Below are 21,507 nucleotides of genomic sequence, written 5' to 3' on the forward strand. Positions count from 1 at the left end.
AGCTGTGTGCGTGCGGCAATCCGGTAGGCACGCTCGTGGCGGACTGCCTCATGCAGAACGAACTGCACCTCGATCCCCGGCGCATCTGGGCGGAGGAGATGCGCGCGGCAGTGGAGTTGGCTCAGCCGTAGTAGGACGCCGCTGCGGGCTGACCCGTGTAGTTGGGTCCGGCGGTCGTATCCGCACCGAGATAGTCGAACGGGAGCCTGACGCTCCGCCGACCTCGCAGCGTCAGCAAATGCTGCCGCGGCTGATACTCGAACCCGGCCGCCCGCAGCGCCGCGAGCGCCGGCTTCGCCAGGCTCCTACCGTCGACACGGCGTAGTGAGGCCGGGTCGAGCTGGGCGAGGAACAGCCCGTCGGGGCTGAGCCAGCCGGCAGTTCGGCCGAGCAGACCGAGCTTGTCGCCGAGGTAGTGCAGCCCGTGCACGCAGGTGATCAGGTCATACGGTTGCTGGGGCGCCCAGTCAGCGAGCGAGGCCACGATCAGCTGGACGTTGGGGGCAACATGCCGCGGGCCGAGTGGGCCCACCAGGTCGACCCCGGTGAGAACCGTGGCGGCCGGCAGTCGACCTGCCGCCATCGTCAAGGCCAGGCCCTCACCGCTGCACAGGTCCAGCCACGACCCGTGCCCGGGCCGGTCGAGCAGCCACTGGACCGGGTCGAGGCCGAGTTCACGCGCATAGCTGTTGACGCCGGTCAGGGCCCGTTCGCGGTTCATCGCCCGATTCGCCACCACCGGCGAGCGCTCCAGCTCATCGTCGTCCAGCAAGGTCACCATGTCGGACACGCTATCGACTGGCAGGCCGCCGAGGTCAGGGCCTCCCGCGAGCGACCCACTCGTCTGCGTCGTCCTCCAGCCCGCATCGACAGTCCAGCCCTCTTGCCACGGAAATCCACCTGCCGAAACGCACACCCGGCTGGTTGGATTCACGTCATGAACGGCACTCAATTCATAGAGAACCCTTGGGGCATGTCCGTCTTCGGCGCGGCAAGCGTGGACGCCTCACCGGACCTGGCGCGACTGCGGGTCGCCATCAACCAGACCCGGCAGAAGCCCGGCGAGGCCTTCGAGGTCACCCGGGCAGCGGTCAACCAGGTCCGCGAGGTCCTGCGGAACCACCACGTACCCGACTCCGCCGTCTCCACGTCCCGGCTGGACCTGAAGTCCTCCTGGACGTACGGCAACGAGCGCAAGTTCCTGGGCTACGAGTGCACTGCCTCGTTCGTGATCGAGCTTCGGGAGCTGGACAGGCTGGAGGCCGTCCTGGTGGACGTCGTGGACGCCGGAGCCAACCAGGTCGACGGGGTCACCTTCGACGTTCAGGCCAAGAAGGAGCTGCGCGCCAAGGCACGCACGGCCGCCGTCGCAGCCGCCCGGGAGAAGGCGGCGCTCTACGCGGAGGCGGCCGGAGCCCGACTCGGCCCGGTCATCCACATCAAGGACATCGACTCCGACCAGCTGCAGAACAGCTACCGCAGTCACCGCTCCAGCAGCGACGGCAGCGGGGACGGCGACCTGACCCCCGGAAAGATCAGCGTCTCAGCAGGAGTGGTCCTCGGCTTCTCCCTCATCAGCGAATGACCACGCACACTCAGCCCTGATCCGGTCACCGACGGCGATCATCCATAGCCATACGATTTCTCACGAACACCCACAGATCACTTCGTCCTGATGCCGAGCCGCCGGACGCGAGGAGCGGTTGGCCGCGGATGGCACCCGACAACCAACCCGCGGCCAGCCAACCCATCGTCGAGGCTCAGTACCCTGCCAGCGGCCAGGGGAACGCCACGAGCCGTCGAAGGCGTCAGCTGCGGGCAACCGACCAATGACCTGAACACTCCGAGGACATGATCCGCCTCGCCATGATCTCGAACCTCGCGAAGCGAACAATGGGCGAAACCATCATAACCTGGCACAATCCATGAGCTGTCCCGCACCAAACAGGACGTCCTCTGATAATGTCTGGCCATGCGAGCAGGACTCCGTGCAATTGCCTATTGGGCCTTCATAGTTGCCTCTCTGGCATCGGTGCCAGCTTTCCTTGTTGCCTCGATGGTTGGCGACGCGACGCCTGAGTGGCAGCCATATGCAGGATCGGTCAATTTCATCGAAAATAGCACCGATTCTCTCCATAGCGTAAAGATTGAAGCCAGCATAATTGGTGATCCCAAAGCAGCCGAGCCAAGGATGAGCTACCGTGCCGTCGTTTGCGGCAAGGGAAGCTTCTCTGGATTTCTTGTCTTTCGGGGAGCAGCACGATTGCGTGGCGCGGAGTATAGCCCTGAAATTACCCAGCTCGGAGGGGCTTGGAGTCTGGGTCTGGTTCCCAGTGACTCTAAGATAATGGACCGAATTGGGCCAAGTTCGCAGGTTGCTCAGGCGTTCAAGCTATCGATCTCGGAGACAGCGCCCTGCGCGCCAGGTACATCCGGAGGCGCTGCACAACCTAGCGATCCGTGGGTTGGCACCCCCGTCGAGGTAGACGGAAATTCGATGGGCAGGATTCTATACGTTGGGCACCGTGTTGGCCTGGAGGGCCCCAAGGAGGTGGAGACCTGGCCGCTTATAGGGGCCTTCGATGTACCAAGCCAAAGCATGCTCGGCGAGTTCGAGGGATCGGGTGTACTGGCAGGTAAATATATGCGCCCGCCGATTCTCCTCACGCAGGTGGATGCAAATATTCCCTTCGGGACCCATGTTGATTCGGCTAGGCCAGAGCCTTCAAGTACAGCTGGTCTGACATGGGACTCCTTTAGCTCGACCGGTCCTGTGGCGGAGCTGACAAACGAGGATGTTGCTACCCGGTGGCAGGACTGGACAGTTTTTACCAGTATCTGGTTTGGTGTTGGGGCTGCCTTCCTTGGTGCGGTTGTCTTTGAGTGGGCCCGCTTGCGAAACAAGGAGCAAGGCTCCCCGAATGAGGAGGCGCCGGATGTTGTCCGCGAAGAGGCCTGCGGCGAGGGCCTAATCCCCATACGGGTTGTGACTCCAGTTGGAGAGCAGGGTTCCGGTTTCGGGTATACCGCTGCCGCCTCAGCTGGATTGGTGGTCGCAGCATTCGGCTTCGCGCTCGGCAGGAGGATGTCGCGCTCGTCGCGGGCCGGACAGAAGCAGACTGGCTGATGTCCTCCCCGACCTGGGCTTACCGGTGGTTTGTTGACATGGGGTCAGGTCGGCAGTATTGGTGAGGACAGGGTCCTTCGGGGGTGTCGCCATGACCGCACGGGTGCCGTGTCCGCCTGCTCCTGGTCCGCTCGAGGAGTATGCGGCCAGGTTCGATGATCTGTTCCGGTCGCTGGCTCAGCGGCGGGGTTTCCGGGAGTACCTGACCGGTCTGCTGCTGCCACGGGACCGCAACAAGACGCTCACCGCGCTGGCAGGGGCGGAGCCGGTAGTCGGGGCCCAGCATCCGGCGGTGCAGCGGTTGCAGTTTTTCCTGTCGGAGTCGACCTGGAAGTTCGAGCAGGTCAATGCCCGTCGGATTGAGCTGTTGTTGGCGGATCCGGCCACCGCGCCGCACGGCCAAGGGGTGCTGGTGATCGACGATTCCGGGGATCGCAAGGACGGCACGGCGACCGCGCACGTCGGGCGGCAGTGGCTGGGCCGGCTCGGGAAGACGGACAACGGCGTCGTCACGGTGACCACCCTGTGGGCGGACGAGCGCCTCTACTATCCGCTGCACGCCGTGCCCTACACCCCGGCCCATCACTTCCCGAAGAAGCGCAACGATCCCGACTTCCGTACCAAGCCGCGGCTCGCCACCGCGCTGGCCGGCCAGGCCCACCAAGCCGGCATCCCGTTCCGGGCGGTGGTGGCGGACTGCGGCTACGGCGACCACGACGAGTTCCGTCACACCCTGCGCGAGGCCGGTCTGCCGTTCGTCATGGCCCTCAAGCCCCACCGCGGCACCTGGGCCTACAAGGACGAAGCGCACACCCCGGTCGAAGCCGCACGGGCCCTGACCTGGACCGATTCCGAGCACCCGGGTGACTGGACGCCGGTGGTCCGCACGTTTCGCGACGGGCACACCGAGACCTGGTGGGCCGCCGACGCCCGCCTCGGCGGCTGGGGCCCGGACGCACCGACGCGCCTGGTGGTGGCCACCGCCGACCCGTCTGCCTTGCCGGACAAGGCCACCTGGTATCTGGCCACCAACCTGCGCCGCCTCGGCTCGCCCCAGACCGCCGACAGCCCCCACCCACCCGGGGACTTGGCCGAACTCGTCCGCCTCTACGGTCTGCGGCACTGGATCGAGCAGAGCTACAAAAAGATCAAGGACGAACTCGGCTGGGCCGACTTCCAGGTCCGCTCGGACACCGCGATCCGACGCCACCAAACCCTCGTGAACTGCGCGTTCTCCTTCTGCTGGGAGGCCTGGTTCGCCGATGAACCCCCAGCACAGGATCAAGCCCCACGGCCCGAGACGGCCGACGGGCCCGAGAGGGGGCACTGCCATGTCCCACCAGCCCCAGCCGCCCACATGGCCCCGGGCCATCCGGGCAATCCGCGCCTGGCTCGACCCCTGGCACACCCTGCAACGCTACTGGCACGCATGGTCGAACACGCCCCCACCACCCGAACTCCAGGCCCTCATAACCTCATTGGCCAGTGGGCGAGCCCTTGATCTCTACTTACCGGTTTAACAAACCACCGTTACTGAACTTGAATGCGTGATGTCGGCGTCGGCTGGGGTCAGTTGTCCATGCCCAGCCGGCTAGGGCGAGGCAGCCGTCGATCAGGTGCGGCGGTACGGTGGGCGCCAGCCGTCGGACCGAGGAGGTTCACGCGATGGCCCGGGCGAAGAGCGTGACGCTGTGGCGTCCGACCGGCCCGCAGGAGCTGGTCGGGGTGTCGGGCTGGCGGGCCTGGCCGCCTCGCCTGCCCGAGCAGCCGATCTTCTACCCGGTACTGAACGAGGACTACGCGATCCGGATCGCACGGGGCTGGAACGTGCCCGCCTCCGGCGTCGGCTACGTCACCAGGTTCGAGATCGACGCCGCCTTCGCCGCCCGCTACCCGGTCCAGCAGGCCGGCGGACGCACGATCCTCGAGCTGTGGGCGCCGGCGGAGGAGTTGGACGAGTTCAACCAGCACATCGTCGGCCACATCGAGGTGGTCCACGAGTTCCGGCCGCAGCCCCACACGGAGGCGAGCCTGTGACGATCTTCCGCTGCGTACGCTGCAAGCAGCCCGAGCAGAAATGACCGAGTACTTCACGCTTATCTGCGACGACATCCCCCACAACGTGGTGCTCCTCGACGCCGGCCCCAGCCCGTTGGAGATTGCGAAGACGTTCCGCACAATGACGGGCGTCGGGCTGTGGCGCGCGAAGCAGACCGTGACCGACACGCCTCCGGTTCTGCTCTTCGAAGGGATCGAGGAGAACGCCGCGCGACGGCATGCCGAGGATCTGCGGGCAGCCGGTGCTTCGGTCACGGTGGTGCCATGGGCTACAGGGCGTCCCGCTTGATCAACGTGGCGTCGGGGCCCAGCACGTAGGTACGGGGCGGCGCCATGGCTCCCACGGCTGCTCTGAGCGCGGCCTCCTTCCCTGCGGGATCCGGAGCATCCGGGTCCCGCACAAGGTAACCGTGAAGCCCGATGGCGTCCGCATCCACGTCACCGGGATCCGGACGGCCTTCCACGATGCACCCGCAGAGCGCACGCAGTGCGTCCTCGCCCATCTCCAGGGGGTGAAACGGCAGCGCGTACGGCTCGTCATCACCGTCCGGCCACCGGATGACATCTGCACGGCGTTCCCCAGCCCAGTACGGCAGTTCGAAGGGAAGCGGCTCGCCGATGTTCTCGACGATCCCGCTGTCCGGGGACAGACTCAGCGAGCGGATGAGACGCCCGTCCTCCCACACGCCGAAGGCCAGCCAGTCGACCACGCTGTGCATGGCGTGCAGCACCATCCGCCGACCAGCGCTCGCCGCTACAAGCTCATCCGGGAGTTGAGACGGCAGATCGACCATCACACGTCGATCGCAGACCAACTCCACCCCTGGCCAGCTTCCCGCGTAGGCCCGACCGTCCGGAGGGTAGACCCCGTCCCCCAGGTTCAAGCCGCCAGCCGCTTCGATCACCCAGCCCGTGTAGAGGCGCCGCATCATGGCGGTCGTCTGCCCCAGCTCCGCCTCACCCACCTGCTTCAGGAGGGAAGGCACGTCCCCGTCGGCGTACACAAGCAGACCGGTCTTGGCTCCCAAGGATCCTCCTTACAGTGAAGTCACATTGGGGTCGCGCCCTACTCACGAGCACGGACAAGAGGAGGCACAGCCGTCCGCTCGTTCAGGCATCCGCCACCGCATAGCCGAGTAGGCGGGCGCGCTCGGCTATCGTCTCGAAGTCCGCCGCCGGATTGAGCGCGCCGACCGTCCGAGGGTCCAGCGGGGCGCCCGCCAAGAGCGCAGCGACAGCCTGCCGGTCGACGGGCCGTTCGTAGTAGTCCTCCGCGTCACGGCCGACGGCCTCGGCACTGCCGTCGGTCAGCACCCCAAAGAGCCAACCGGCTCCATCGGACTCCCCCTGCTCGAACATCACAGGACCGCACTGCCACGAAGGCTCGCCCGTCTCGCGCCACGCGCACACCGTCGCGTCGAAGAAACCCTCGAACTGCAGCTCCGGATCGGCCGGGTAGTGCGCCAGCTCGGCGGGCAGGCCCTCCAACAGTCCGGGCCAGTGCGCCCTGGGCCACTCCCGCCACGGCGTGGCATCGCATTCGTGGTCGAAACCGTAGAGAAAGACCCCGGCCGGATCGAAGACGATCCCATACAGATCACCGGAACCGTTCTCCATCGTGGCCAGGTCCACGCCCTCACGCCAGCCCGGGAAGTAGCCGTGTCTCGGGGCGAAGCCGTCCAGCACGACGTCGAGCAGTGTCAGCGCCCGACAGCGAGCATGCAGGACATCGGGATCGGCCAACGCGGACACCAGCCCGTAAACGTTCATGACGGACATTGAACAGGCCGCCGCTGACAGCGGGACGGTCACGAGCAGTCTGCGGCTCCTATGCCAAGCGGCTAGAAGAGACCGGTCGTCATGTGCTGCGTGAGGTTCTCGATGATCTTGCGCAGCCACGGACTGCGAACGGCGGGTAGCCGGACCAGGGTGTGTTGGAACGTTCCCAGGTCGGGCCGGAACAGGCGGTTGGGGCGCGGCGGGAGCGGGTCGTCGCGGAGGAGGTCGTGGGGTATGCCGCCCGATGCTGGGACGGGCGAGTACGTCTTGGGAAAGGCCATCGACAGCCACACCCCCAGCGGCAGCGGCACCGGATACGCCGATAGAACCCGGTCGGCGGGTGTCCAGGTCTGGCCCGTCTGAGGATGAACTGGTACGAGGAGGATATCGACGCCTGCTTCGGGGGCAGGTCGTCCCGGTCCCGCCAGGACAGCGTGCCGTTCCGGCGCACCCACGGGCAGCAGCGCGTCGAGGGTGCGTTGGAACACGTCCGCGATCAGGCCGTGCGGGACGGTCACCGGCCGCCCTTCAGAGGCCGCCAGCAGGTGGGCAAGCGCTCGGCCGGCCGCCGCCTCCCATTGCGGGCTCCATGACCAGTAGTGGCTTGTCCCGAGCCTTGACCCCCATGTGGCGATCGGCTCGAACGGGGGCGTGCCCTTCCCTTCCTCCATCAGCTCCTCCCAGGAGAGCGGCGCTGCGTCGACATCGTCAACGAGTAGGCGGCGCACGGCGTCTGGCGCGAGCCACACCGCCTGCCATAGCGAGCAGTCGTCGATCCTGCTCGCCACAGCCAGGCCGCACGCCTCGCAGGCCATGTTGGGGCCGTCGGACCCGTCGAGGCCGCAGCAGGCGCCACCTCGCTTCTCGGGAATCAGTCGGGTGCTGCGGATATCTCCGGGGGCGATCACGATCGCGCCGGGCGCGCCGTCGGACAGCGCGTAGACCGGCGCGTAGATGCCGCGGGCCTCGGCCTCGCCCGGGGCGATCTCGTCCCACCGCCGCCACGGCGGTCCCCAGGGGTCCGGGTCCATGGCGAACGTCCCCGACTCCATGAGCACTGGCAGCTGGATCCCGTTCCCGTATTTCTGATGGGCGTGGGCTGGAAGAGAGACCTGGGACAACAGGGCGGTCAGCCCGGCCTCACATCTCGCACAGACGAAAACGAACAAGGTCCCTCCGCGTGGAAAACAGTCGCATCGTCGTACCTTGCTGGCAGCCAGCCAACGAGTTTTCGCGTCCGTCGCAGGCGCTCCAGTGTCTCGAGCGCGGGATCAATCCACTGGGGGCGATCATGGTTCCATGACAGCGTGGATCCATGCCCTGAAGTTCCCCCTTGGGCCACGGTCGGGCTCACCACGGTCCTCCTCCAGCAGCAGCGTCGGGAAGGTGACTGCCCAGTGTGGGCCGGAACGCTCCTCGTTCCGGCCCACACTGGGCAGTTTGGCCGTGCAGGTCAGCGACGGAAGCCGCGGTGGGGGTCGCGGGTCTTCACGTTCCCGAACGGCTCGAACCAGGCCGGCGCGCGCAGGTCGCCCACTCCGAGCTGCCGGTTGGTGTCGTCGTCCGGGTCCCCGATGCCGTCGAAGCGGCGGTCGTAGAGCATGAGGACGTCGGTGTCCTGAAAGAACATGTCTGTGCAGGCGTCGAATTCGTAGTCGTCCCGGTGAGTCGGCAGCCCGTGGTGGGTGTCGGCCTCAGTGTCGCCGAGTTCGTCGACGCGGTCACGGGCGTCGTCGAGGGCGAGGTGCAGGGCGAGTTCCTCTCCGGTGCAGGTCGGCTGCGGCCAGTTACCGTGTTCGAGGTCGTCGGCGAGGTCGTCGGCGGCACGTGCGAACCGGCGCCGCCACTGGAGGTCGGCGCCGAAGGTCAGCTTCGGCAGGCGGGCGAACACACCCCAGTTGCCCTCGCGTTCGTCCGGCACGAGGCGCCCGTCGCCGAGTTCCTCGGCGTCGTCGTACGCCTCGTCCGCGAGCAGGCACAGCGTCGTGTGGAGGACGTCCGCGGTGCGCGGGGTCAGCTGCCACAGGCAGCGCTCATCCTCGCACTCCGGGTCTGCGCAGTGCGCCGCCTCCGCCGGGAAGAGCGCGGCGAAGTCCGGGATCTCGTCGTCCCGGCTGTTCTCCTCGGAAGGGTCGGCTTCCAACCGACGCCAGCCCCTGCCGAAGTCCACGACGATGGGCTCCACGCTCCACTGAGCGACCTCGTGGTCCTTGTCGCGCCGGAGGATGGAGGCCTGGCTGCGGTCGATGAGGCCCTCGGCTCCGTCGAATTCGATAGGCGGGTCGGCGAGCCACATCACCGCACCAACTACGTCGTGCGGGTCGTTCTCGGCCAGCTCCTCGGCGGGCGCCGGGGTCCACCCCTGCTGGGATGCGCTGTCGAGCAGGGCCTGCCGGTCGTGGACGTGGAACTCCCGCAGTGTGGCGATCCGTACGACCGGGCCGGCGAGGTCGCGAAGTCGCGCGCCATCTGGAACTCGAACAGCCGGCTCGGGGGTGGTTCCGTTGCCGGTGTCACCGAAGTCCGCGTCGTCGTGGTCTAGTTCCTCGTCTGCGGGACTCTCAGGCCATGTGATCAACGTGCCGGTGTTGGCCGCCCAGGTTCCGGCGAGCGCGTGGGTTACGGCTTGCCTCAGGGACGCTGCCGGGGCGTCCGGCAGCCGCCCGCACAATTCGTCGACGCGCTCCGCGGCCCAGGTAGCAGGTTGCGAGCGCAGCGCGCGGACCAGCAGTCGGGCTGCGTGGTGGGCGAGTTCGGGTTCACGGCAGGTGAGGATGGCCTGAAGTGATGCGGGACCGGCCTGATGGCCGACAAGGGCCAGGACTCGGCTCTTGCTGGGGGTGTGCTCGCAGAAGAAGTTCTGCGCAACGACGGTGACCTGCTGGTCGGACATGCGGAAAACTCCAGTGGAATGGAGGCGCGACTGGGCGCGTGCTCGGTTGGGGTGGAGTTCCGCTGGTGGGCACGCTGCTGACGCGCCTCCGGACGGTGGTGAAAGTCCTCGCCCCTGGCTGGTTCCGCCGGTGCTGCCGGTGGCCCGGGCCTGTTGGGCTGTCTGCCACTGTACCCGAGCTCTCGCGGGAGCGTGGTCGACTGCCGGATACCTCGGCCGACTTCACCAGGGTGGGGTGAATGACGTGGGCCGCCCGGTCAAGTCGGCTGTGGTTCCGTTAGGTTAAGGCCGTAGTCGATGGGGTCCTCGATCAGGTGCGGTTGCCCGGCGGGAGGTCGCTGGTGAGCGATCGCAGCGCCAGGGCCTGCTCGGCCCGACGGCGGCGCTCCAGCAGCCAGCCGGGGAAGTACGAGCCGGAGTGGACCCGCGGGATCGCCAGGTCCACGGTCCCGACCCTGGTGCCCCAGCCCCGATACCGTTAGCCGGTACGGAAGTTGCCGCGCTCCTCCTCGGGCGGCCGTACTCGCCGCCGCACGCGCGGTCCACGTCGACGGACATCATCGCCTCGGTGAAGGTCTTCACCATCGCCCGCAACAAGTCCGGACTCGCCGAGCTCAGGTTCGCCTCCAGCAGCGCGGCAACCGGCAGACTGTCAGGTGCGGTCATCGTGTTGGTCTCCTCTTCGTGACGTCAGACATCTCGAAGGATCAACCGCTGGCCGTCTTGCTTTCAGGCGCCATGCACCGAACCGGGATCAAACCCCTGGAACGGGTGGAACCGGTACACCACTTCTCTAGACGCAACCCGCTCGACATCGACCACCGAATGCGCCGGCTCTTCTTCCAGCCAGCGGCCCTCCATCAGAGCAGCCAGCGATTCGACGCCTTCTTCCCTTAGTACTCGGCACCGCGAGTGAAGACCGCCTCCCGGAGACAGTCCAGCGATGTCTGTCCGCCCTGCTGCAACGGTGCGAAATACAACCAGCTACTCGCTCCGATGCGGGCGACCATACCGATGGTCTGCGACAGAAGCCCGGACGTGCTGCCCGCCGGTGATCGCCCGAACAGCTCCTAGATCTGGTTCTCGGCCCGATAATGGGGGGATGTCATCCAAGTCATCGACAGGCGGCGGCGCGACGGCGCGAGGAACGAGCTTCGAGGCCCTGTGCCTGGCTTGGCTCAGTGCTCACTGCGTAGCCCAGGAACCTCTCCCGGGCTCTTGGCTGGAGAACGCGCGGGTGACATCGATCGGTGGTCAGACGGGTGAAGACGTCGATGACGCGGGAGCTTTGACCGACAGGGACGGCTGGCTCCTGGTGCAAGCGAAGACCAGGCTGTCGCTGAGCGTGCTGGAAGACTCCGATCTGGCTTCTGCCTTGGAGCAGGCGGTACTGCAGTACCGGAGAGGGGTGCCAGTCAGCGTGCAGGGTCAGCGGGGGCGGCGGCCTCTCGACCCTACCCGGGACCGCATCGTGATCGTTACAAACGGCCCAGGCGCCTCCACGGTGCGAGACGGCCTTGCGACGGTCGTCGACCGCCTGGCCACACTGCCTGACGCAATGCCGCTGGACAGCGTGGCCTACAACAATCCAGAGAGAACGGCCAGGAACGCGCTTCTCGACCACGTGCGCAGGCTCTGGGAAGCCGAGGCGCACACGCAGCCGACTGATAGCGAACTGAGGGCCTTTCTGAGGCTGCTGCGCGTACGTGTCCTCTCCTTGGAAGAAGGCGAGGTGGACCGCCAGATCGCGCAGGGCCTGCTGTCGCCAACGCTAGCGAGTGAAACGACGAGCAGCAGCGCCTGGAGGGCTCTCGAGACCGTCGGCACCTCGCTGCACAAGGACATGCAGTGGATGCGTCGTACGGACGTAGAGGGCCGCATGAAGCACGAGGGCTGTACCTTCGGGCTGCGTCCCGAGGTGTACGCCGACGTCCAGGCTCTGCGGGACTACAGCTCCCAGCGCCTGGCACGCGACCTTCAGGAGGTCAAAATCCCGACAGGCGCTGGAGACATCGTGCTCCAGCGAGACCTCGATGGGGTGGTCGCCGGCACTGCCGATGGGTTCGTGCTGGTTGGCGCTCCCGGAGCCGGAAAGACCGCAGTTGCCGCCCATCTCGGGCGCCTGCTGAGCGACCAGGGGGAAGACATGGTCTATCTCCCAGTCAGTGCGCTGGCCGGCACTTTGGCGCACCTACGCGGCGACCTCGGCATCCAGCAACCCCTGCACGTGATCTTGCAGGGATGGGACGGGACACAACCCGGGACCCTAATCCTGGACAACCTGGACGGCACCCGCCTCGCGGAAGGCAGCGACTGGCTCTCTGACCTTCTCGGCGCACTCCAGGGCACCCGCTGGAGGGTGATCGCCACCGTCCGCACCTTCGACATCAAGAACAATCGTCGCTGGCAGCAGGTCTTCCAAGGAGCCCCGGTCGACCCCACACGCGCGGACAGTTCGCTTGCAAGCACCCGCCACTTGCTCGTGGGCGACCTCACCGACGCCGAGATCGCGCCTGTCCGTGCCGCCAGCCCCGTACTGGACGCCGTCTTCGCCCAGCCCGAAGCCAAGCTGGCACTCCTGCTGCGCAACCCCTTCAACCTGCGACTCGCCGCTGACCTGGTGCAAGTCCCGAACGCCTCACTGGCCGCGATCACCAGCCAACTCGACCTGCTGAACAGCTACTGGACAAGGCGGGTCACTGACGCCGGCGACGGATACGCCCGCGAAGGCGTCCTGACCAGGCTGACCCAGGAGATGATCCGGCTTCGCCGGGACCGCATCGGTCGGCCCGCCGCCGTTCTGGACGCCGCGGGACTGACATGCCTGAAGGACATCCTGCACGACGGCGTCATGCGCGAGGAGACAGCTGGCAGCTCCCTCGCAGCAGCCCCCGTTCTCTACGCACACCCCGTCCTGTTCGACTACGGCGTCGCCCGCCTCATCCTCAGCGACGTCACTGATCCCCTCCACGCTGCAAGTCAACTCGACCAGTCTCCGGACCTGGCTGTTCTGGCCCGCCCAAGCCTCGACATGCACCTCGCGCACCTGTGGCACAGCGATCCGAGTCGGCAGGAGTTCTGGAACCTGGTCCTGCGAATGGCGCCACAAACGCATGGCCACCCGCTCGCGGCTGCGGCCACTGCCTACGTCGCCCTTCAACAGACGATCACAGCGGCCGACATGCAGCCCCTCATCCAGGCCTGCCGCGGAGAGTCTGAGCTCGTCGAGGCGACCGCGGCCCAGGAGTACCTCGCCTACCAGATCACCGGCGCCCTCCACTCAGACAACAACGCCCCCGAGCAACTGCACCAGAGTGTGCAAGCCGTGTCCGAGACAGTCGAGGTCCTGGCCAGACACGCCCGGGAGTCAACGGACCTCCAACTCGCGCGTGCTGCCACCGTTCTGCTCGACCGTCTCCGCAAAGCCGACCCCGCCACCGCCACCGGAGCTGCGGGCCAGGCCGAACGCGCCCGGGCAGCCGCGAGCCTGCTCCAGCTCGCACTGAAGGATCCCTCGAACCCCCAGTACGAGTCACTCGCGAACTTCAGCGCCGACCCCTTCCTCGACGCCGTCGTCATCGACCCCACATCCAACGCACCGATCCTCGATGAGGTTCTCACCGCCGCCACCATGCAGCACTGGGGCGTCTCGGTCGTCTCCTGGTTCGCCCGCCGATTCGACGAACTGGTCGCGGCCATGCCTGCACAAGCCGTGCGCCTTGCCGAGGCCGTCTGGACCTTCGAGGAGACACGGCAGGAAAGGACCGCGCTGACGCACTCACAGATCATGTCCTTCACCGGTACGCGCGAAGCCGATCTCGAGATGGTGCGCTTCGAGATCGGCCAGAAGTACCCAAACCTTCTCGCAACGGACCTGCAGACGGCCGTCGCGCTCTACCTCCGAGTTCTTGACACTTTCCCGGAAGTTGTTGACCTGCCCGCAAGCGACGCCCGCCCCCGCGTGACACACGGCCGGTCCCTGCGAGCAGCCGGGGGCCACGAGGCATTGGCGACCATGACGGATGCCTTCGTCCGCCACTTGCAAGAACTCGCAGCACAACGCTACCCAGACCTGGCCTACGTCCTTCAGGAACTCAAAGACAAGCTCCACCACAGCGAGGCATGGAACAAGGTGCTCGAGGCCGCGACCAGCGAGCCCGAGCGCCTCGGCCTGCCAGTCGCACCGCTCCTGTCAGCAGGAGACCTGCTTGCCTCCGCGCCAACCTATGTCCAAGCAGGCCACCTCCTGGCCCAGATCGCCCCGCTCTGCGACGACACTGACCACCAGGCTCTCGAACAACGCATCCTCCAACTGCACGATGCCCAAAATGCGACTGGGCAGCAGCCCACCGGATCGGAGGCCGCTGCCACCCTCCTCGCGGTCCTGGACCGTGGCCGACTTGCAGAAGAGAAGTCCAAAAACGTCCTACAACCCTACGAAGACAAGGGCGGACCGCCGGCCCTGCCGCCCACTCAGGTGAACTGGGACTTTCACCGGGTGCGGGACGTGACGTGGCCTGCAGGCAGCCCCGCAGGCGCGCAACCGAGCGCTTTGCAGTTGGCGGCGGAAGCCTTGCAAGCCGACCTCGCGGCCACCGGATCCCAGGACGAGGCGCAGTCCCAGGCCGCTAAGATCCAGTTGCGCTCGACGTTTGCCCAGTTGCGTCATGAGCTGAACGAGTCCCGGACGAATAACGACGAAGACAAGGCGGCTCCCGGACGACTGGACGAGGCCGTGAACCTGCTGGTCCGCGGTGCGCACGAACTCGCCCAGGACGAAACGGTCCTGCCCGACACGGAGCTCGGCCAGAGCATCCTCGCAGTGCTGATTGAGGCGGCCCCCGACTCAAAGGCAACCGACGCGACCTACAGCGAGATCGCGGCCGTGGAGGCACTCGCCCGTCTGAGCGCCCGCCCGGACTGGGGAGACGATCCAGAGGTCAGCCCAATGCTGCAGACGCTTCTAGGCCACCCCTCCGCAGCCATCCGAGCTGCCGCATCGCAGGCCCTTGCCCACCTCACCGCCGACTCATCCCAGATCGCCCAGACACTGCGCCAACATCTGGAAGCCGAGCCTGCCGAACTGGTGCGGCTCTCGCTCCTGCGCGTTCTCGTCACCCTGATCCAAAACGCCCCCAGCACTGTCGACGAGACCTTGGGTGAACTGTCACAGGCCGACGGCTGGCAGCTTCTGTCGCCACACGCGGAGCAGCTTGCCGACGGCAGCACGAACGCAACCCAACTTCGCGAGTTCGTCCTTGAGATGCTGGTCTACCTGGCAGTCACTCAGGAAGCGCCTGCCAGCACTGCGCTCCTGACGGCATGGCTTTCCAACCCCGCCGGCTCCACAGTGCGCGCCGAGAGGACCTGCGTCTTCCTGCGACGGTTCCTCAACCCCGCACCACCCACTCCAGCCGAATACCAGGACCGAGCCTTCACGCTCCTCGCCCTGCCCGTGCCGGCCATCACACAGCTTCTCATCGGAGTCCCGGCGCAGAACGGCCCAGAGGCCAAGGCCGCTTTGCGCGTGTGCAAGGCGATCTCTCGCGAGCTCTACCTCGCCAGCGGCGCATCAGAAATCGGAGCGCAAGGCGCACCGCTCGGCGATCCGAAGGCGTTCGCCCATCACGTCCTCCCACTCCTGGATGACCTCGCGTCCGTGGGGAATCCGGCAGTGACTCACGATGTCATCAAGGTCCTGGGTCATCTGCGTTCCCTCCAGCGGCGTCGAGTCTTCCTCAGCGTTGCCTCAGCAGTCACCGCGACAAAGGACTACGCGCGTGAGATCGAAGGCCTCAATGCGGTGCTCGAGATCGTCGACGACTACCTGGTGGGGCACAGGGGTCTGCTGCTGGACGACTCCGCCAGCATGACAGCACTACGCCGGATCTTGGAGTCCTTCGTCTACCTCGGATGGGAGCCAGCCATCAGGCGCGCCCAGGAACTGCCAGAGCTGTTCCGGTAGCCGTTGGAGCTGAACCGCTCGCAGGTGCCAGCGAGCGAGGCGATCGCCCGCAGTCGACAGAGGAGTCGTCCACAGCCTTATTCTTTGCCGAAGCCGGACGATGCAGGCGGCGGCACCTTGTGGGATCTTGGTGGCTAATTCCAAGTTCCTTGTGATGAATCCGAGTTGGGATGCTTTGGGGTGGCCTGGGGAGCGGTCTGGGGCTTGTCCCTTGGGTCAGGAGTGGCAGCGTGGCCACGGTGCAGTGGATCATGAGTGCTGGTGATCCCTCGGGCCTCGTCTTGGATCGGAGCATGTCGTGTCGGTGCAACCGCAGCCCTGGCCCCAGCCTGATCCGCAGATCGCAGCGGCCGTCAGGGCGATGTACCGGGGCAAGCGGGAGGCCCCGCTCGCGGTGCAGGTCCGCGACCGGCCCGGCGAGCTGTTCCCGGACGCGGCCTTCGCCGACGCGTTCGGCCGGGCAGGCAAACCGGGCTGGTCGCCAGGCCGGCTCGCGCTGGTCACGGTCCTGCAGAAAGCCGCGAACCTGACCGACCGGCAGGCAGCGAACGAGGTCCGAGAGAACCTGGCGTGGAAGTACGCACTGGGTCTGCGCTTGGAGGATCCGGGGTTCGACCACAGTGTGCTGTCGGAGTTCCGCGCCCGCGTTGTCACCCACGGGTTGGAGGAGCAGGCGCTGGACCTGCTGTTGGAGCGTCTGCGCGAGCTGGGCTTGGTGGACGCGGGCGGCAGCCAGCGCACCGACTCCACGCACATCGTGGCAGCGGTACGGGATCTGAACCGGCTCGAGCTGGCCGGCGAAAGCGTCCGCGCAGCCCTGAACGCGCTGGCCGCCGCCTGTCCCAACTGGGTCGACCAGGCGCTGGTCGTGGAGGACTGGAGCCGCCGCTACGCGGACCGGATCGATACCTGGCGCCTTCCCACCTCCAAGGCCAAGCAAGACGCGCTCGCGCTCCACTACGCCAAGGACGGCTACACCTTGCTGCACGCGGTGTATGCACACGGCTCCCCGGCATGGCTGCGTGAGCTGCCGGCGGTGCAGAGCCTGCGAATCGTGCTGGTGCAGAACTACACCCGCACCACGGCCGGCAACGGGCACATCCGCGTCAAGCGTCGCGAGCGCACCGAGGACGGGGGCGACGGCCTGCCGCCTGGCCCGATACGCCTGGCCTCCCCCTACGACACCGACACCCGCTGGTCCGCCAAGCGCGAGACGTTCTGGAACGGCTACAAGCTCCACATCTCAGAGACCTGCCACCCGCAGGCCGACGGAGACCGGCCCGCCCGCCCGAACATCATCACCAACGTGGCCACCACCGCCTCCACCCTCCCAGACACCAAGGCCCTGGAACCGATCCACCAATCCCTCCAACGCCGCAGACTGCTGCCCTCCCGGCACTACCTCGACTCCGGCTACCCCAGCGCCGACCTGATCGTCTCCTCCACCAAAACCTACGGCGTCGCCCTGATCACGCCGGTCCTGCTCGACACCTCCCACCAGGCCAAGGCCGGGCAGGGCTTCGCCGCCCACGACTTCACCATCGACTGGGACAACCAACAGGCCATCTGCCCCACCGGGAGAACCAGCAGCACCTGGAACCCCGTCGTCCAAGAAGGCGTTCCCAAGACCGTCGTCGCCTTCGCCGCCCTGGACTGCATCCCCTGCCCCCACAAGGAGCAGTGCACCAGCTCGCGAAAGGGTCGCCGCCTCAGCCTCTACCCCCGCGAGCTCACCGAGGCCATCCACACCGCCCACGAACAACAGCAAGACGGCACCTGGCAACGCGACTACGCACTGCGCGCCGGCATCGAGGGCACCATCCGCCAGGCCACACACACCACCGGCCTACGCCGCGCCCGCTACCGCAGCCTTGCGAAGACCCACCTCGACCACACCACCAGCGCCACCGCCCTCAACCTCATCCGACTCCACGCCTGGTGGAATGGCAGACCCCTCGACCGCGCCAACCACAGCCACCTCGCCAGACTCCAACTCAGCCTCGCAGCCTAGAAGTTGAAATTAGCCACCAAGATCTTGTGGGTACCGAAAATTGCATCCATACAGGCCACGGCCGCCTTGTGCTGGGGGCTAACGTCCGGCGTGATCGCCTCTCATGCTCGCACGTTTCGCTTATCTCGCGGTCTCCCAGGCCTTCGCGGCCCTGCGCCTGTTCCCGTTGAGCCACCGCGAGAAGGATGTTGAGATCCTGGTCCTGCCAGCCATCAGATCGCTGTCCTCGAGCGACAACTGGGAGAGAACAGGGTGCGGTTCAGCCCAGAGGATCGCGCGTTTCTCGCTGCTCTGTTGGTGCCACTCGCCGCAGGAGTTCCTGCAACAACTACGGCTGCAGGTGCGGCCGGACACAGTGCTGAATTGGGATCGTGATCTCATTGAACCAGGCGGCGTCGTCGCGTGGCCCTTGCGCTGCAGTGCGGCGTGCACATGCGGGACGCCGCAGGCTCCGCGCGAGGAGGCGTGGATCTCCCTTATCTTCTGGGCCAGTTCGCCCTTTGCTCTCTGCTGCTCGGCAGCGGTCGGCCACCCAGCTCACCGTCACTTGGGCACTGCCGGACCTACTGGTGCACACTTGATCGATCGCAGATGCGTCAAGTGCGAACCCTATGACCAGAATCGCCGATCACGGCGAGCGACCATCTAGCCCATTGCAGTGATCGAAAAGTCCGACATAGAGGCCAAATGGTGCAGATAATCACCAGCTCACATTGTCGGACAGGCCCCAGCCTCGCCCTCGAACCGTGAAAACCGTGAGACGAATGTGAGAGGCAGGCCCCAGAGCACGCCGAAGGCCGCTTCCTCGCGAACGAGAAAACGGCCTCTGACCTGCGACAATGGGGCGAACCCCAGTCGGGACGACAGGATTTGAACCTGCGACCCCTTGACCCCCAGTTAAGTACTTTAATATTCAACTAGCATGATTCCTGAACCCGTGTCACTTCGATGGCACTCAACGTTGCTGCTTGTAAGGGGAGTTGAAGACGCCAGGAGCGATCTGCGCCAAGGCGTCGCGTCAATCGCTCCAAGCCGGACTGGCGCCAGACTTATGCGGCAGCGTCCGTTTTCGCCCACGGGCGCTCATTGGCGCTCACGGCGTCTGGTCCCCAAGTGGTCCCCAGGGCTGCCGACTACCTCCAGTCACCGCGAGTAGCAGCAATCTGACCCTGCTTCAGTCGGCACCGCCTGCGGCACCCCGCATACCCCCAGACACCTCACGGTGCCAAGCCGTCAAGTTGGAGGCTGCAGGCGCGAGCTTGGTGTTCGACTCAGTGACTCGCTGTCGACGGTGTATCGGCATCCGGGAGGAGCTGGACCACGCTGATCCAGGGCGAGTCGCCCGTCTTGTGGAACGCGCGGACTCGCCAGCGTCCCGCGGGCAGAGGAACGGGGGCCTGGTCCGGCTCGCCTCGGTCATCCGGGTAGGGCATGCCGAGGTTCTCGCCGGCCTCGACCGAGTCCATGAGGACTGCCGGTCCGTCGGTCTCCCAGAGACCGCAGTCCTCCCAGGGCGTCGCTGGGTCGTTCAGCGCGGCCTCGGTGGCGGCGAGCAACTCGGTGTCGGAGTCAGCGGCGAGCCAGCGCATGAACGCCTGCTTCTCGGGCAGGTAGCAGGTGGTGGCGCCCTCGCCGCCCAGCACCAGTGCCGAAGCGTTGCTGTGGCCGCGCAGGCTGATCACCTCAGCCAGACCCACGACCTCGCAGGCCCGGTCGTAGTCGTCCGGCTGGTCGCCATCGCTGATGATCATGCCGTCCTCGGTGCACCCGCCCCAGTACTGCAGCGCGGATGCCGGGACGACGATCAGGGGACCGCCCATGGACTCGACCCAGGTCAGATCGAGGGACCTCCGGACAGCATGTCGATCAGAGCTCATGCGCGCAGTGTGCCGCTGACCAGTGACAACCAAGAGGCTGGGGTGAGCACCGCCCCGGCTCCGGCGTCTATGCCACCGCTTGGACGGGCTCTTGCAGGACTGGGAAGGCGACCTGCTCTTCGAAGAGTCGGCGGTTCTTGAGGCAGTGGTAGAGCTGGCCGAGCATGCGGTTGAACAGGTTGCGCTGGGCGGCGGCGTGCCAGTCGCCGGCGTCGTCGCGACGATGACGGTAGTGGGCCATGGCTCCGGGCGAGTTGGTCTGCGCGGCGAAGGCCCACAGGTAGCCGGCGTGGTTGAGTCGGTCGTTCTTCACCCACCGACGGGTGATGCTCGATTTTTTGCCGGAGGCCCGGGTCACGGGTGAAGCCCCAGCGTAGGCCTTGAGGCCGCGGGTGTCGGCGAACCTGGTGCGGTCGTCGCCGATCTCGGCCAGCACTCGGGCGCCGTGCTGGACGCCGAGGCCGGGGAAGCTGAGGATGATCTCGGCGTCCGGGTGCTGCGGGAACATCTCCTCGACGGCCTGGGCGAGGTTGTCGGTGGCGGTGCAGGCGGCGGTGAGCTGGCCCAGGAGGGCGAGCATCTGCTTGCCGAGCGCCTTCTCGACTAGGGCGCGTATCGAGTCGTGATCAATGGGTTGCCCGGGTGAGGTCTCTGATCCAGATCATTGAGGCGCGAAGGTGGAGGCCTGCGAGGTAGCTCTCCGGGGTCTTGTCATACCGGGTGGCGATGCCTCGCCAGGCCTTCAGCTTGTTGATCAGCCGCTCGACGGTGTTGCGCTCTTTGTAGAGAGTGGCGTCATGACCGGAGGGCCGACCGCCCTTGCTGCCCTTCTTCTTCCGGTTGGCAGCCTGGTCCCTCTTCTCCGGAATCACTGCCTTGATGCCGCGTCTGCGCAGGTGGGAGCGGTTGCCGCGAGACGAATAGGCCTTGTCGCCGGCGACAGCGTCGGGCCGGGTGCGGGGGCGGCCGACGGGCCCGCGGACCCGGATCTTCTTCAGGACGGGGATGAACTGAGGACTGTCGGCCGCCTGTCCGGCGGTCAGGACGAACGCCAGCGGGCGGCACCTGCGGTCGGCGGCGAGGTGGACCTTGCTGGTCTGGCCGCCTCGCGAGCGTCCCAGCAGGGCGGCCTTCAGTCGGAGCTTTCGGCGACGGCGGACGCGCCGACGCTCCTCCCGCTCAGGATCGGGTTCATCGTCCTGCCCGATTTGTGCTTCGCGGTCGCCCCCTTTGACCTGGCCTTCTCCTCCTCGGCGGCGGCCTTCTCCAGGGCGGTGAGCACGTCATCGCTCATGTGCATCCCGGCAGCGTCGTGGTGAGCCCGCGCGGTGGTGGAGTCGATGCTGACCAGCGACAGGTCCACCTCGCCCCGCTTCGCGGCCTCTGCGATCAGCCCCTCCAGCAGAGCCTCGAACACGCCGGCGTCACGCCATTGCCGAAAGCGGTTGGAGACGGTCGGCCAGGCGCCGAACTCGCGCGGCATCTCCCGCCACTGTCCGCCGGTCTTGAACCGCCAGATCACGCCCTCGAACTGCTGGCGCAGCCGCTCGGGGTACGGGCCGTACTCGCCGATCGGCAAGTACGGCCCGATGAACTCCCACTCTTGGTCCGTCAGTTGCACGCGCGTCACACAAGACGTCCTACCAGACCAGAGCTCCACAGCGAGGGGAAGCCCAAAGATTGATCACGACTCGATACGCGCCCTAGGTGTATTGACCACGGAGGTTGGTGACGGGGTTCACGGTGATGTGATCTTGAAATGAGTGAGGGCCTTCTGGCTCGGTGTGGATTGCGACA

General features: G+C 66.6%; 14 protein-coding genes and 3 pseudogenes. 8 read left to right on the forward strand and 9 right to left on the reverse strand.

From position 1 onward, the window contains the following. Positions 1-121 precede the first annotated feature (121 nt). Positions 122-781 carry a class I SAM-dependent methyltransferase gene (locus ACIGXM_RS36565; protein WP_396568443.1) on the reverse strand — a complete coding sequence of 220 codons (660 nt, stop codon included), beginning with the start codon at positions 779-781 and terminating at the stop codon, positions 122-124. Between the two features lie 156 nt (positions 782-937). Here ACIGXM_RS36565 and ACIGXM_RS36570 point away from each other — a divergent pair, with 156 nt between their 5' ends. The 6 genes and pseudogenes from ACIGXM_RS36570 (at position 938) to ACIGXM_RS36595 (ending at position 5,474) form a co-directional block, all read left to right on the forward strand. Then, positions 938-1,585 carry an SIMPL domain-containing protein gene (locus tag ACIGXM_RS36570; RefSeq protein WP_396568444.1) on the forward strand — a complete coding sequence of 216 codons (648 nt, stop codon included), beginning with the start codon at positions 938-940 and terminating at the stop codon, positions 1,583-1,585. A 248-nt stretch (positions 1,586-1,833) separates the two neighbouring features. After that, positions 1,834-1,929, forward strand: a pseudogene (locus tag ACIGXM_RS36575) (IS5/IS1182 family transposase); the annotation flags it as partial. A 43-nt stretch (positions 1,930-1,972) separates the two neighbouring features. Then, positions 1,973-3,127 (forward strand): hypothetical protein, encoded by a 1,155-nt coding sequence (locus tag ACIGXM_RS36580; RefSeq protein ID WP_396568445.1) that lies wholly within the window; start codon positions 1,973-1,975, stop codon positions 3,125-3,127. Between the two features lie 91 nt (positions 3,128-3,218). Then, the gene (locus ACIGXM_RS36585; RefSeq protein ID WP_396568446.1) at positions 3,219-4,628 is read left to right on the forward strand and encodes an IS701 family transposase; all 1,410 of its coding nucleotides are present in this window, start codon (positions 3,219-3,221) and stop codon (positions 4,626-4,628) included. Between the two features lie 164 nt (positions 4,629-4,792). Then, positions 4,793-5,164 carry a hypothetical protein gene (locus tag ACIGXM_RS36590; RefSeq protein WP_396568447.1) on the forward strand — a complete coding sequence of 124 codons (372 nt, stop codon included), beginning with the start codon at positions 4,793-4,795 and terminating at the stop codon, positions 5,162-5,164. A gap of 40 nt (positions 5,165-5,204) precedes the next feature. Then, a complete protein-coding gene (locus ACIGXM_RS36595; protein WP_396568448.1) occupies positions 5,205-5,474 on the forward strand; it encodes a ribosomal protein L7/L12 in 270 nt (89 codons plus the stop codon). Here the strand turns inward: ACIGXM_RS36595 and ACIGXM_RS36600 are convergent. The 5 genes from ACIGXM_RS36600 to ACIGXM_RS36620 all read right to left on the reverse strand — a co-directional run bounded on the left by ACIGXM_RS36600 (position 5,455) and on the right by ACIGXM_RS36620 (position 10,302). Beyond that, positions 5,455-6,213, reverse strand: coding sequence for a DUF6928 family protein (locus ACIGXM_RS36600; RefSeq protein ID WP_396568449.1), 759 nt, complete (start codon positions 6,211-6,213; stop codon positions 5,455-5,457). The two genes, ACIGXM_RS36595 and ACIGXM_RS36600, sit on opposite strands and share 20 nt — an antisense overlap. Before the next feature lie 82 nt (positions 6,214-6,295). After that, positions 6,296-6,955 (reverse strand): hypothetical protein, encoded by a 660-nt coding sequence (locus ACIGXM_RS36605; protein ID WP_396568450.1) that lies wholly within the window; start codon positions 6,953-6,955, stop codon positions 6,296-6,298. A gap of 71 nt (positions 6,956-7,026) precedes the next feature. Continuing rightward, a complete protein-coding gene (locus ACIGXM_RS36610; RefSeq protein WP_396568451.1) occupies positions 7,027-8,133 on the reverse strand; it encodes a hypothetical protein in 1,107 nt (368 codons plus the stop codon). Between the two features lie 284 nt (positions 8,134-8,417). Beyond that, positions 8,418-9,857 carry a hypothetical protein gene (locus ACIGXM_RS36615; RefSeq protein WP_396568452.1) on the reverse strand — a complete coding sequence of 480 codons (1,440 nt, stop codon included), beginning with the start codon at positions 9,855-9,857 and terminating at the stop codon, positions 8,418-8,420. A 310-nt stretch (positions 9,858-10,167) separates the two neighbouring features. Continuing rightward, positions 10,168-10,302, reverse strand: coding sequence for a transposase (locus tag ACIGXM_RS36620; protein WP_396568453.1), 135 nt, complete (start codon positions 10,300-10,302; stop codon positions 10,168-10,170). Positions 10,303-11,094: 792 nt separating this feature from the next. On the opposite strand from ACIGXM_RS36620, the gene ACIGXM_RS36625 reads away from it, so the two are divergent. Both ACIGXM_RS36625 and ACIGXM_RS36630 read left to right on the forward strand, forming a co-directional pair. Continuing rightward, positions 11,095-15,822 carry a hypothetical protein gene (locus tag ACIGXM_RS36625; protein WP_396568454.1) on the forward strand — a complete coding sequence of 1,576 codons (4,728 nt, stop codon included), beginning with the start codon at positions 11,095-11,097 and terminating at the stop codon, positions 15,820-15,822. Between the two features lie 298 nt (positions 15,823-16,120). Beyond that, complete coding sequence (locus tag ACIGXM_RS36630; protein WP_396568455.1) at positions 16,121-17,833, forward strand: IS1182 family transposase; 1,713 nt, start codon at positions 16,121-16,123, stop codon at positions 17,831-17,833. Positions 17,834-19,104: 1,271 nt separating this feature from the next. On the opposite strand, the gene ACIGXM_RS36635 is transcribed toward ACIGXM_RS36630, so the two are convergent. The 3 genes and pseudogenes from ACIGXM_RS36635 to ACIGXM_RS36645 all read right to left on the reverse strand — a co-directional run bounded on the left by ACIGXM_RS36635 (position 19,105) and on the right by ACIGXM_RS36645 (position 21,340). After that, entirely contained in the window at positions 19,105-19,710 is a 606-nt protein-coding gene (locus ACIGXM_RS36635) for an Imm21 family immunity protein (protein ID WP_396568456.1), read from the reverse strand. Positions 19,711-19,777: 67 nt separating this feature from the next. Further along, positions 19,778-20,314: pseudogene (locus ACIGXM_RS36640) on the reverse strand (transposase); the annotation flags it as partial. Between the two features lie 22 nt (positions 20,315-20,336). Continuing rightward, positions 20,337-21,340, reverse strand: a pseudogene (locus tag ACIGXM_RS36645) (IS5 family transposase). Between the last annotated feature and the right edge of the window lie 167 nt (positions 21,341-21,507).

The sequence above is a fragment of the Kitasatospora sp. NPDC052896 genome (genome assembly GCF_044547075.1).
Lineage (GTDB): Bacteria > Actinomycetota > Actinomycetes > Streptomycetales > Streptomycetaceae > Kitasatospora.